The following is a 13,460-nucleotide window of genomic DNA, read 5'->3' as shown; positions in this document are numbered from 1 at the left end:
TCTTTTACTTTATTTCGCTCGAACTGGCAGCCAGACTTGGAACTGCGCATTTTCTGGTTCCATGTTCAAATACAACTCAATGTCCGGCAGCTCAGCGTATTCAAAGCCTGACGTCGGCAGCCATTCTGTGAAGACCTGCTGCTGCAGCTCTTGGATTGCACCCGGCATCGGACCAGTTCCTGAGAAGACCGCCCATTTTGCTGCCGGAATTTCGTATTGCGCGAATTCTTCCGTAGTATCGTTACTAGCAACCCCGATCACATATTCCCAAGCATCCTGCACCTCGGAGGTCATCAAACTGATCCCCATAACGCCCGGATTGTTTTGATCCATATGCGGAATCAATTGTTCCAATTGCCCACTAGAGCTGACCTCGTTCCAAAATTCTGGAATTCTTTTTTGTGCTGCTTCCATATCCTGCGCAAGTTTCAAACCAAAACCTGTCACTTGGAAAGCATCCTTATCGATTAATTGATATTCCATTGCCTGCACTCCTTTTACGGTAAGTTTGAAGGTCAACATTGGATAGCTGGTCAATTTCGCACCAGATTGCTTCGCTTCCTTCGGTGTCATTCCATGAATACTTTTGAACACGCGATTAAAAGAAGTGGGAGAATCATACCCATACTTGCCGGCGACATCAACGACCTTTTCACCTCGTTGCAGATCCACCCCCGCCAGACTCATCTTGCGGCGGCGAATATATTCACCCAAGGTCACATCAGCGATATAAGAGAACATCCGCTGATAATGATAACTAGAACATTGCGCTAATTGCGCCGCGCGCTCCAGCTCGATTTTCCCCGTCAAATTTTCCTCCACATAAGCAATACTCGTATTTAAATGATCTAACCATTCCATCCATTTTCCTCCTATTTCTACTATAGTAGGACCAGCAAAGAAAAACCTCGCAGAACGTGCCGCTTTTAGCGAGCTAAAAAGTTAGCTTCGCCAGTCGATCAAAAGCTTCTGATAAAAGCTCGATAGGCTGTGTCGCGGCTAAACGAATATACTCGTCACCTACCGTTGCGCCAAAAGCCTTGCCCGGAACAAACAAGACACCGCTCTGTTCCAACACTTTTTCTACGAAAGTCACTGAGTCTAGTCCGCTTTTACTGATATTAATAAAAGCATACATGCTGCCGGCTACTGGACGCAAGGATAAATAAGGAATTTCGGCGACTCTTTTTTCAATATAAGCCAGACGTTCTTTGAACACCTCGACTGTCGGCGGAACAAGCTCCTCATAATGATTCAACGCATAGATTGCACCGCGTTGGGAAGCTGTGGGGGCCGAGTAAGTAATACTCTCGTTGATCATCCCGGCAATTTGATTGATATAAGCTGGTGCGATCATGTAACCTAAACGCCAACCCGTCATCGCAAAGCCCTTTGACACGCCACTGATGGTGATCGTATTTTCCGGAGCCAAACTTGCCATTGGCACAAATTTTTCTTTAAAGGCAAAATCTTCGTAGATTTCATCCGAAATAATGAATAGATCATTTTCAACCGCCACTTCAGCAATCTGCTTCAACGTCTCCTCGGAGAAGACCGCTCCGGTTGGATTGTTTGGAGAATTGATGATAATTGCTTTCGTTTTATCCGTAACCGCCGCTTTTAAATCAGCAACCGCTAATTGAAAATCGTTTTCCTCATAGGTCGGGACAAAAACAGGTGTGCCGCCAGATAAAACGACTTGTTCACGATAAGGTGAAAAATACGGTTCGTGAATGATCACTTCATCCCCGGGATCAAGCAGCACTTGCATTACCAAATACATCCCATGCAAAGCGCCGACTGTTCCACGGACTTGATTCACTTGAAAACTCAGACCGTATTTTTTTTGATAGAAATCAACGATTGTCGTCAAAAATTCTTTGCTGCCATCAGGGGCCGTATAATTCGTCGCACCCTTTCTGACATCTTCATAAGCGGCCTCAATGATCGCCGGGTTGGTGATCAAATCGGGATCACCAATCGACAAATCAATAATATCTTCTTTTTCTTTTGCTAAAACGGCGATCTTCATCAACAAATTTTCTGCCGGTTGTTGGAAGCGTCGTGCTATTTTACTTTTATCCATCCTTGCTCACCTCGTTAATTTACAATACCTTATTCAAGAAATCCTGCGTCCGACTATTTTGCGGATGATCAAAGATTTCCTCTGGTGTTCCTTCTTCTTGAATGACTCCGTCCGCCATGAAGATCACACGGTCTGCCACTTCTTTGGCAAAACCCATTTCATGAGTCACAACGACCATCGTCATCCCTTTTTTAGCCAAATCCTGCATAACAGCCAGTACTTCACCGACCATTTCCGGGTCCAACGCTGAGGTTGGTTCATCAAACAGCATTACATCTGGGTTCATCGCTAATGCCCGAGCGATTGCTACCCGCTGCTGCTGTCCGCCAGATAAACTGGACGGGAAGCTGTCGGCTTTTTCCTTCAAACCGACTTGATCTAACAACGCCATGGCCTGCTCTTTGGCTTTCGTCGCATCTTCTTTTTTTATTTTCACTGGTGTGATGGTCAAATTATCCAAAACACTCATATGCGGGAACAAATTGAAGCTTTGGAATACCATTCCCATCTTTTGACGAATCTGATCGATATTGCTATCAGGGGCGGTAATATTTTGCCCTTCGAAAAAGATCTCGCCGGAGGTCGGTTCCTCTAATAAATTCAAGCAGCGCAAAATCGTACTTTTCCCGCTTCCCGAAGGTCCGATGATTACAACTACTTCTCCATCTTTGACCTCAAGATCAATCGATTTTAACACTTCATTATCGCCAAAACTTTTTGACAGTTGTTTTACATTAATCATTCAGACCCATTCTCCTTTCAACTAACCCTAATAGACGGGAAATACAGAAGGTCAATACGAAGTAGATCAGCGATACCAAAACATATGGCAAGAACGGCTTGAAGCTGGCTCCTTGTACTACTCCTGTTTGGAAAATCAATTCTGACACCCCGATAACCGAAACGACAGATGATTCCTTGATGATCGTTACAAATTCGTTCCCTAAGGCTGGTAAAATATTTTTGATTGCCTGTGGGAAGACGATGTAGCGCATCGCTTCTTTTTGGTTCATCCCCAGCGAACGAGCCGCTTCCATTTGACCTTTGTTCACCGCATTGATCCCTGCCCGAACAATTTCCGCGACATACGCAGCACTATTCAAGGAGACCGCAATACAACCTGCTAATAATTTCGACAGATCTAAACCGATAACTCCAGTCCCAAAATAAACGATAAAAATTTGTACCAAAAGCGGCGTACCACGAACATATTCAATGTAGATAACGGCAAGGGCCTTCAAGATTTTGCTCTTGCTAAGTTTCATCAGCGCTAGCAAACTACCGAAGATCAAACCAAATAATACCCCGACAAACGCCAGCAAAATTGTATATTTCGCACCGTTTAAATAATACGGGCCATATTTTTGCAAGAAGGATTTTTCGCCTTGGAACATCAATTCATTGGCTTCCTTTTGATAGCCCTTCAACAAACCTTTGTCATTGATCGTTTTGATCGACGCATTGACATGCTTTTTCAACTCCGGCGTATTTTTTGACATGGCAATAGCTGTGACCTTTTCACCCTGTTCAAACTTCACCGGCGCCAATTCAACATTGTCGCTTTGTTGGACATAAGCTTCAGCTACTGGCTGCTCTAATACCACGGCCTCAACTTTTTTATTCAATAAATTATTGATCAAGTCTGGAACTTTTTGCAACGACGTCGGATCAGCACCAGTTAATTCATTTTTAACTAGATCCTCTTGTGTTGTTTGTTTCTGGGCGCCAACAGGTACGCCGTTAAAATCTGCTGTTGTTTTGTATTTATTTTTATCCCCTTTACGAACCAATACTTTTTGCTGCACGACAAAATATGGATCAGAGAAATCGACTTCCTTTAGTCGTTCTTCCGTGATCGACATACCAGAAATAACCAAGTCGATCTTGCCGGTCTTCAAGGCGCCTAGTAAAGCATCAAAACCTAATTCCTCGATTTTCAGCTTCACGCCCATATCTTTAGCGATTTTTTTAGCGATCGATATATCAAAACCAACGATTTTATCGGTTCCATCTACATCCGCGTGAAATTCATAAGGCGCATAATCTGCCGATAGCCCTACAACTAATTCACCGCTCTGCTGAATGCGCTCGTATATCTCATCTTTCTCTGCCCCTTGCGCTTTTGCTGGTAAAAAACTCAGCAACATCAGCAGCACTGTTACTAGTGCTCCAATTTTTTTCTTCATCCATCCCACTCCTTCTTACTATTAAATGAACTAATTTCTCTGGCGAAAAACTAGTCTGGCACTCATTTATGTGTCTTGCTGTGACATTAAAACCGAATTTCTCTTTTCGGCGACATTCACGACCGACACTTCTTTTTGAATAATAATATAAGTACAGGAACAATTAAAGAATAATTATTCAAAAAGAACTTGCACTTATACTACCACACTAGTTATAATAAAAAAAGAATTATCTAAAAAAATAATGAAAGAAGTTTTACGATGACAAAACAATTGATTGTACGGGGCGCTCCGCAAGAATACGAGCTAAAAAAAGAGGCTTGGAAATCATTGGAGTCCCACCTTAATAGAAGAAATATCAAAAAAGTTCTCATTCTGCACGGCGAAAAATCCTGGGCAGCTGTAAAGACTTACTTTCCTGAGTTATCAATAACAAAAGCTTTTCATTATTACGGCGGTCAATGTACAGATTCTGCCGCTGAAAAATTTGCGTCTTTATGCATGGAGGAACAATTTGACGGCATCATCGCTGTGGGCGGCGGAAAAGTCGCAGATCTAGGAAAGTTCGTTGCCTATAAGGTACATTTGCCAATCCTAATCTTGCCTACTTTAGCTGCCACTTGTGCCGCTTATACGCCTTTGAGTGTAATTTATGATGAAGCCGATGTGATGCTTCGCTACGATATCTTTCCAAAAGCCAGCGATCTAGTGCTGATTGATCCAGCAATTATCTTGCAGTCCCCACGAGAATTGATGATCGCCGGTATTGGGGATACCTTAGCAAAATGGTACGAATCCCACGCGATTATTTCTCAATTAGAGGTAAAGCCGGTCGAAGTTCAAGTCGCTGAATTTGCCGCAAAAAAATGTCGTGAGATTCTTTTAGAAAAGAGTACTGAAGCCTTAGTGGCGATAGATACGCAAGAAATGAACCAAGCCTTTATCGATGTCGTTGAGACGAACATCTTATTGGCTGGTATGGTCGGCGGATTTGGTGATGAATATGGACGTACCGCTGGGGCGCATTCGATCCACGATGCCCTGACTGTCTTACCCGATAGTCACCAGCAACTTCACGGAAATAAAGTCGCCTACGGAATTCTAGTTCAATTGATGATTGAAGATGAATTAACTGAAATCAAAAATCTGTTACCTTTTTACCACCAATTAAAATTACCAACAAATCTCGTTGATTTAGGTATGCATTTAACAGAAGAAGATTACCAAGCCGTCGCCGAGCGCGCGTGCGCCCCCGGCGAGATGATCCATCTCATGAAAGAAACGATCACTCCAGACCTAGTGATTCAAAAAATGAAGACCTTGGAAGAATTTACCCGCTAATGACGAAGAGAACTTGCAGAATTCGCAAGTTCTCTTTTTTTGTTTTTGAAAAAATTTTTTTCTTTTCTAATGATAAAAGCCAATCAGGGTATATCATTTATTTATTAATAATCTTTCTGCCCTAATCATATAGCAGGTCTACTAATTCTGTTCATAACACATCACTCTACTCTATGTGTTAGATAAACTTTTTTTCGTGACAGGAGTTTTTTTCCGATATAATAAACACTATAGAGAATCGATCCAATGGTTATTTGGAAATTGATACAAAAATGTGCTATTGAAAAACTTTGAAGGAGATTAGCAATGAAAAAGTTTAACATCGTATTATTGGTATGCTCTGTCCTTGTCCTTTCCGCCTGTTCAACTAATAAAAAAGCAGAATCAACGGATTCGACAAGGGCAAAATTAACAACTAGCAGTTCAAGACAGAAAAAGGCAACAGAAAACTTAGAAGCAATTATTAACAAATTCAAAATAGATGGGCTAACTGTAGAAGCCTCTAAATCTATGACAAAAGATGACTTTGGAATGGCTCCTATGTCCGCTAAAGAGGCTTATATTTTCGGTATTCAAAAGGACGATGAAAATGAATATATGAATGCTCGAATTTTCTCTTTTGACAATACTAAAGATTTAAATAAAACTAAAACCTATTATGATGATTTAGGTAAAGAGTCAGCAATCGCTTTTTCATATACTGCAACGAATGAAAAGAAAAAAATTTTAATGCAATTTAATGGTGACTTGTCGCAAGATCTTGTACAAAAGTACGTTGATTCCGCTGGTTTAACTCTTACACATACAAACTTTACTAATACTACGCATTCAAGCACTTCTTCGACAACAGACAGTAATAATGCATCTGTCAATAACAGCACCCAACCTTCTATGCCACAAGGAACTGGCTACGGTGACCATAATGCAAATATCAGGGATGCCAGATATCAAGAAGCGATTGAAAAAGGCGCAACCGAACAGGAGGCTAGTGATTTTGCTAACGGAAGCGCACCAACTTACTCTCCACAAACGCCAGAACCTGCTGTTGAAAATCAACAATCATCTGCTCAACAAGACGCTGACAATTTATCATTAACAGATTTTGTTAATAAGTATGGGATGTCTCCTGTCGCTTGGAAAGTACGAAATGGAATGTCTGAGGAAGAAGCTTTACGAACCACCACACACAAGACTTCTGGAGAAGTTCAATTGGGAATCTCAAAATATGGGATTCAGCCATAATTAATTAACTCCACACTACAACCTGACATCGTAATTAAATTCCGCTATGAGAAATATTGTAGATTTGAATAAAATCAAAAAAGCAAAGCCCTTGAAATCAAGGTCTTTGCTTTTTCTAATAACCGAACAGCTAATACATATTTTCTTTTTTAAAAAATCTTCCCGGTTCTAATGGCATAAATAGTTAAGAAAATTAGAATGAACAACGCCAACATTTCTAATAGAAAGTCGGTGGTTTTTACTTCGTTTTTCGAAGTGTTCCTCTCTGGTTTCATTGTGCTATTAGGGCCCTCCTCACTTTTACAATGCAAGGATAGCAAACCATTGGTATAGGAACGTAACAATTCTTATTGAATTTAATTAGAATATGGTTAGCTGGATCTAATTTATTTCAGCTGTGCTTTCGAATAATTTTCCTCTGACATTTCTTACGACCAATGCGATGCCTAGTATCTCGACCACTTGCAGCAAAGGAACACCTGCTCCTGTGTAGAAAAACATGAACAAGCCTTTTCCGCCCGGCGCCCAGGTAGCAAACCATGAAACGCCGAAGAGATAGACGGTATACGTCAGCAACAATCCTAGGAAAATAATCAAATAGTCAGCCAAAATGGTTCGCGTCTCGTTCTTTTTGAAATAGATCATAATAAACTTCAATATGGCGCCTAAACTGATAAGCAAGAGAATCGGCGATAGGATCCGATATAGCCAAATAAGGCCGTTAATAATCCGCACCAAAGGTTTTGTTCGCTTCGCTTCAGCTTCCATTCCTTTTTTGATAGTCGAGACTGACTTGACATTAATCAAATTCAGAATGACCTGCGCAGGTTGGTTGGCGACAAAGATTGAACCGCCATAATCTGTTCGATAGCTCTTATAAAGGATTGTCTCGATGCCACCGGTACCCATATAATTGAGTACTTTCCCTAGATCTTCCAGTTTTTTTCCATTACTCTGCTTCGAAACAAACAGCATTTTTTTCTTAGTCAATTGACCAGTCTCGAAGCCTTTTTCTAATTCCTGATTGATTTTTTTGAAAACTTTTTCGTTTTCCCGACCGTCTTTATACAATCCTGCCCGTTGGAACATTTCTCTCAGCCCCCAGACAAACATATCTCCCGGTAACTCTCCATTTTCAACTGGCCAAGATTCAGGCCAAATGGAATCCTTCACCATCCAATTAATACCCTCATGGTATTTGGCCAGCGTTGGTGATACCTTTTGTGCCTGAGCTAAGGTTTTCTTTGAGACCCAGATACCGCTGTTTTCAGCAATTGATCGGGAATCATACTTGCTGTTGTCGATTTGAATCAAATTTTCCGTCAGCTTAGCAAAGGATGTCTTCGTACGATCATTAGTGGTAAAGATCCCATAATGCTCCTCATTGATTTTGGAGATCACCAATGACTCTCCTAACGTTAACAGCACAGGTGCGAGCAACAGCAAAATATTCATACCTATTTTCTTCTTACTCGCCGCCTTCAATGAACGTCCAAAATTACGACATTTTTCTTTAAAAGTTGTCCCTAGCCGACGATCCTGTACGATGATCCCAAAAAGTGTACAAATCGTCGCCACCAGATAAAGTGGCACTAGCCAAATGGAATCCTCCCGCAAAAACCAAAAGAACGGAAAAGCGATCATCAGCACAATTGACCATGGAAGCCGCCGCTTAATCGTATCTTTTCTGCGTAAATAAAGGCCGAGTACTCCTGCTAAAACAAATAGTACAGCCGCAAAAACTAAACTGTTCCGGTAAACCCGCAGCGAAAATTCCGAAGCCAACGTCGCGGGGGAAAAAATGAGAAATAGAAAGCTCAAACCACTTAGATAGCTGTTTCTGATCAAGGGAGTCAATGCTCTGACTATAGCAAAGGCCGCCCCAATGTTGAATAGACACAAAAACAACGGATAAGAAAGCTGCGAAAAGTGATTAGCAATCAAAAAGAAGGTAAAGGATAATCCCTTGGTCAGCGTTCCGGCATTGTAAGCCCCTAGCCACTTTCCGGCAAGAATAGTCAATGCTTGGTTGATCGAAAGCGCATCGTCATACCCCGCCTGCATATAAATTTTGACCGGCATTTCCGCCGCGATGACGAGTCTAAAAATTATAGCCAAGGCCACAAAACCGACAAAAACTTTTCCTTTGGTCGTTGCGATAAACGGAAACCGTTCTTTTAGCTTCATAATTTAGAAAAAGGGATAAAAGGCGGCAGATCCCCTTCAACCTCAGTTAAGAATTTTTCCAGCCAAATGACATCCAGCCATTTTTCAAATTTGTAGCCGATTTTAGGAAACTGAGCGACTTTTTGATAGCCAAGCTTCTCGTGGAAATGGATACTTCCTTGATTTCCACCAGTAATACATGCGGTTAAAATCGCTATGTTTTGTTTTCTCAAGGCATCTTCTAAGGCCTGATACAATAATTTTCCGGCGCCATTGCCGCGTTTATCGCGATCAACATAGACGCTCACCTCCACTGCCCAATCATAGGCGGCCCGCTCTTTATAAGCGTGGGCATAAGCGTAACCTAAAATTACGCCATCATCCTCTGCCACAAAATAAGGATAAGCAGTAACCGTTTCCTCTATTTTCTGAACAAAATCCGCTTCACTAGGTACATCATAATCAAACGTAATGGTGGTTTCTTTAACGTATGGTGCATAAATCGCTGCTAGTGCAGACGCATCTGCACGTGTTGCTACTCGAATTTCAATCATCTTGGACCTCCTTGCTGGTTCAATTCTATCACTCTGTTAAATAAAAAAACACCCTATCTAAAAAAGACGCAAACAAATCTTTAGATAATCATCCGCCTATTATTAATTCAAGGCTTCTACTCATATCTACCTTAGTTGACATAGTGATGGCAACAATAACAGATGAATCACTCAATTTGATAAAACGAGACAACTCAATCGGTAGCAGGTTGTTTTAACCAAGTTTTTCTAACAATCAATGAATAACGGAAACGGAAAATTTGATTAAAAATAAGTGGCGATTCTCTAAGTTAAAAGCGCGTAGTTTCACCTCTTCCTTCTGGTTATTTTTAGTGAAATATGCTTGAATAGAAACAGTGTTTCTATAGGAGGGTATTTATGGAACAGAATCAAACGCCCGATAATCACACAAAGGAAATGAGTTTATTGGGCTTGAGTATGATCGTCATCGGCTCGATGCTGGGGGGCGGCGTTTTTAATCTGCCCAGCAGTATTTCGCAATCCGCCGGTGTTATCGCTTCATTATTAGCCTGGCTGATTACCGGAATCGGTGTATTCTTTATCGCGAAAGTTTTTCAAACTCTTTCGAGAGAGGAGCCCGAGATCATCGGCGGAATTTATTATTATGCTAAAGATGGTTTTGGTGATTATATCGGCTTTAACTCCGCTTGGGGCTATTGGCTGAGTAATATTATCGGAAATGTCTCTTTTGTCATCTTATTTCTAGATGCATTAAGCAAGTTTATTCCGGCGATTGGTGGTTCAGGTGGTCGGATCGGATTATTTTTAGGAACCTTTATGATCTGGGGCGTCATTTTCTTAGTCGCTCGCGGCATTCGAACGGCTAGTATTTTAAACACGATTGCGACAAGTGCAAAAGTGGTTCCAATTTTATTAGCAATTTTTCTTTTATTTGTTCATTTTAAGTATCAGACCTTTTCAATGGATGTTTTCGCTAAAAATATGATGATGAACGGGCAAAAATTAGGCAGCATTCCTACCCAAATTCGCCACGCAATGCTGCAAACAATGTGGGTTTTCGTCGGGATTGAAGGTGCCGTTGTCCTATCTGGTCGGGCAAAACGTGCCCGCGATGTCGGTCGGGCAACCTTGATCGGCTACAGTGTAACACTGGCGATCTATGTATTGATCGTCATGCTTAGCTTTGGTTCGTTGCCGCAAGAACAGCTGGCAAACTTGCCTAGCCCTTCATTAAGCGGGGTTCTGCGAGCATCAACTGGCGCTTGGGCCGGGCAAATGATCAATATTGGTGTGATCATTTCAGTCTTGGGTGCTTGGATTTCCTGGACGATCTTAGCAGCGGAAATTTCTTTTGATGCTGCACAAGACAAGATGTTTCCGGCTTTCTTAGGAAAGGCCAACAAACAAAATGCGCCGGTAAACGCCTTAGTCCTTAATGGCGTCATTATGCAGATCGTCTTTTTGATATCTCGCTGGGCGATGGACGCTTTTCAGTCCGTGACTGATACCGCAACGACGATGGTTCTTGTTCCTTATGTTTTATCTGCCGCCTTCTTATGGCAGGTCGCCAAAGGCAAACAACATAAGAGTCAGCAATTTTTAGCCGTTGGCGGAATTATTTACGGGATCTATATGTTGTATTCATCAGGGATTCTGAACTTGCTCTACTGTATCGGAATCTATGCGCTCGGTTTTGTCTTTTGGTTTTGGAACAGCCACACCTATCATCGCCCCGTCTTCACGACGAAACGAGACAAAATTCTATTCGCGATCGTTACAAGTTTTGGGTTGCTTAGTTTGATTGTCTTTTTGATACAATTAGGGTAAGAAAGGCGGCAGTGATTTTTGATCACTGCCGCCTTTCTTCTATTATATAAGTTGCAAAATCATCGTAGCTAAAAGTCCAACTGCATAGCAGCTATTAAATACGATCAGATTTTCAACGGCCATTGGAAATGTTTTGCTTTTGATCTGCTCTTTAGTAAAAATCTGCGTTTGCGGAAAAACTTTTAGCAGACTAATAAACGTTAGTAAGATCGGCCATTGATAAATTCCGCCAATCCAGCCAATGATAATTGCCGCATAGCAGCTGTACATCAATCCGTTAAACAACCGAACACCCCACTCGCGCCCAATATAAAATGGCAAGGTATAGCGCTGGTTTTGAACATCCTGCTCTAGGTCACACAGATTATTTGCCAACATGATATTCGCGATCGTCAGCATCAAGGGCAATGCTGCCCAAATAACCGCGATCACAGCCATCGTATCTCCTGTCACTGCAAAGTGGTTGAAATCCAAATCCATAAAAAAGAGCCGCTGGTCGTAGGTATTCAAGTAAATCGTAATCGCAAAAATCCCTAAGCCTTCCGTTACTCCGCTGAAAATCTCCCCCAACGGCATGCGAGAAAGCGGGATCGGACCATACGTATAAAATATGCCGACAAAGAAACACGCCGCCCCCATTGGCAAAAGCAGCCAGCCAGTTTGAATAACCAAGACAATCCCCACGATTGCTGAAAAACCAACCAGTCCGAAAATCAGACGCTGAATTTGTTTCTCCGATAGGTTTTCTCGACCAATGACATTCTCTTCATATTTATATTTTTCAGAGTGCGCCTTTTGAAAATCCATATAATTATTGATGGCGGTGATGGCTAAATCAAAGGCAAACATTCCGAAAAAGAAGACCAGTGTTTTCCCCGGATGAAACGAGTGGAAATACGTATTCGTAAATAGTACGGCGATCACAAAAGGAAATATCCCAGCAAATTTTGTGCGTATTTGCACAAGTTCAAAGAAATTTTCCTTGGTCATTTTATTCTGCGCTGCCCTTAGCCGCTTAGTGTCTTCCATATTGAACCCCCAACCTGCAAAATTTCCTATTTCTGTCCATAAATCCTACCACCACCTAAAAATCTAGGTGGCAGCGAGACTTTTAATTAACTGAAAGATTGCCAAAGCAACGTGACCAACAGCCCTAGTGCGTAACAGCCATTGAATGTGACTAAATTCTTAATCGACATCGCAAACGTTTTACTCTTAATCTGCTCTTTCGTAAAAGCTTTTGTTTGCGGATAGACTTTTAATAGACTCAAGAAAACTAATAAAATCGGCCATTGATAGATTCCAGCGATCCAACCGATGGCAATTGCCAGATACGAACTGTACATCAAGCCATTGAATAAAATCACGGCATTCTTTTTGCCTAGGTAAAAAGGCAAGGTATACCGATGATTCGCGATATCCTGATCCAAATCACAGATATTATTCGCCAGCATGATATTAGCAATCGTCGCAATCAACGGCAGCGATGCCCAAACTACCGCAAGTGCAGCCGTCGTACTGCCGGTAATCGCAAAACGTTTAAAGTCTAAATCCATATAAAAAAGCTTTTGATCGTACGTGTTCAAATAAATCGTGATCGCAAATATCCCTAGGCCCATCGTAACACCGCTGAACACTTCACCTAAAGGCATACGTGATAACGGGATTGGACCAAATGTATAGAATACACCGATGAAACAACAAGCACAGCCCATAACCAGCAGCAGCCAGCCCGTTTGGATCGCTAACGTAAGTCCAACAACGGCGGCGAAACCGATCAAACCGAAAATGATCATCACGACTGTTTTTTCAGACAGCTGATCTTTGCCGATGATATTTTCTTGATACTTATACTCCTCAGAATGTGCTTTGCGGAAATCCATATAATTATTGATTGCAGTCGTCGCCATGTCAAAAGCGATCATTCCAAAAAAGAAGAACAAGGTCTTGCCCCAATGAAAGGAATGAAAATATGTGTTGGTAAACAATACCGCGATCACAAATGGAAATAGACTCGCCAACTTGGTTCGGATCTCTACTAAGTCAAAAAAACTTTTTCTTGTCATGGCATGCTCC

The 13,460-nt window shown here is 41.7% G+C and carries 10 protein-coding genes and 1 pseudogene; 3 read left to right on the top strand and 8 right to left on the bottom strand.

The window, feature by feature from the left end:
- Positions 1 to 9: 9 nt before the first annotated feature.
- The 4 genes from I585_RS11765 to I585_RS11750 all read right to left on the bottom strand — a co-directional run bounded on the left by I585_RS11765 (position 10) and on the right by I585_RS11750 (position 4,272).
- Positions 10 to 861, bottom strand: coding sequence for an AraC family transcriptional regulator (locus I585_RS11765; RefSeq protein WP_010742004.1), 852 nt, complete (start codon positions 859 to 861; stop codon positions 10 to 12).
- A 73-nt stretch (positions 862 to 934) separates the two neighbouring features.
- Complete coding sequence (locus I585_RS11760; RefSeq protein WP_010742003.1) at positions 935 to 2,086, bottom strand: pyridoxal phosphate-dependent aminotransferase; 1,152 nt, start codon at positions 2,084 to 2,086, stop codon at positions 935 to 937.
- A gap of 19 nt (positions 2,087 to 2,105) precedes the next feature.
- Entirely contained in the window at positions 2,106 to 2,828 is a 723-nt protein-coding gene (locus I585_RS11755) for an amino acid ABC transporter ATP-binding protein (protein WP_010742002.1), read from the bottom strand.
- Positions 2,821 to 4,272, bottom strand: a complete 1,452-nt coding sequence (locus I585_RS11750) for an ABC transporter substrate-binding protein/permease (RefSeq protein WP_010742001.1) — start codon at positions 4,270 to 4,272, stop codon at positions 2,821 to 2,823. Before I585_RS11750 ends, I585_RS11755 begins: the two co-directional genes overlap by 8 nt.
- 261 nt (positions 4,273 to 4,533) lie before the next feature.
- Here I585_RS11750 and I585_RS11745 point away from each other — a divergent pair, with 261 nt between their 5' ends.
- Positions 4,534 to 5,613, top strand: coding sequence for an iron-containing alcohol dehydrogenase family protein (locus tag I585_RS11745; RefSeq protein ID WP_010742000.1), 1,080 nt, complete (start codon positions 4,534 to 4,536; stop codon positions 5,611 to 5,613).
- Positions 5,614 to 6,660: 1,047 nt separating this feature from the next.
- Positions 6,661 to 6,855, top strand: a pseudogene (locus I585_RS22900) (hypothetical protein); the annotation flags it as partial.
- A 381-nt stretch (positions 6,856 to 7,236) separates the two neighbouring features.
- Here I585_RS22900 and I585_RS11730 read toward each other — a convergent pair.
- Positions 7,237 to 8,979, bottom strand: coding sequence for a hypothetical protein (locus I585_RS11730; RefSeq protein WP_244266005.1), 1,743 nt, complete (start codon positions 8,977 to 8,979; stop codon positions 7,237 to 7,239).
- Positions 8,980 to 9,038: 59 nt separating this feature from the next.
- Positions 9,039 to 9,575: a GNAT family N-acetyltransferase gene (locus I585_RS11725; RefSeq protein WP_010741997.1), complete on the bottom strand. Its 537-nt coding sequence runs from the start codon at positions 9,573 to 9,575 to the stop codon at positions 9,039 to 9,041.
- 378 nt (positions 9,576 to 9,953) lie between these two features.
- On the opposite strand from I585_RS11725, the gene I585_RS11720 reads away from it, so the two are divergent.
- The gene (locus tag I585_RS11720) at positions 9,954 to 11,384 is read left to right on the top strand and encodes a basic amino acid/polyamine antiporter (protein ID WP_010741996.1); all 1,431 of its coding nucleotides are present in this window, start codon (positions 9,954 to 9,956) and stop codon (positions 11,382 to 11,384) included.
- Between the two features lie 42 nt (positions 11,385 to 11,426).
- Here the strand turns inward: I585_RS11720 and menA (I585_RS11715) are convergent, their stop codons facing one another.
- Together menA (I585_RS11715) and menA (I585_RS11710) are read right to left on the bottom strand one after the other, a co-directional pair.
- Entirely contained in the window at positions 11,427 to 12,413 is a 987-nt protein-coding gene (gene menA / locus I585_RS11715; RefSeq protein WP_010741995.1) for a 1,4-dihydroxy-2-naphthoate polyprenyltransferase, read from the bottom strand.
- An 86-nt stretch (positions 12,414 to 12,499) separates the two neighbouring features.
- Positions 12,500 to 13,450: a 1,4-dihydroxy-2-naphthoate polyprenyltransferase gene (gene menA, locus I585_RS11710; protein WP_010741994.1), complete on the bottom strand. Its 951-nt coding sequence runs from the start codon at positions 13,448 to 13,450 to the stop codon at positions 12,500 to 12,502.
- Positions 13,451 to 13,460: the final 10 nt, after the last annotated feature.

The sequence above is a fragment of the Enterococcus malodoratus ATCC 43197 genome, from assembly GCF_000407185.1.
GTDB classification, from domain to species: Bacteria; Bacillota; Bacilli; order Lactobacillales; family Enterococcaceae; genus Enterococcus_A; species Enterococcus_A malodoratus.
Note: the sequence above shows the minus strand (reverse complement) of the source record. Positions and strands in the feature narration are given on the sequence as shown.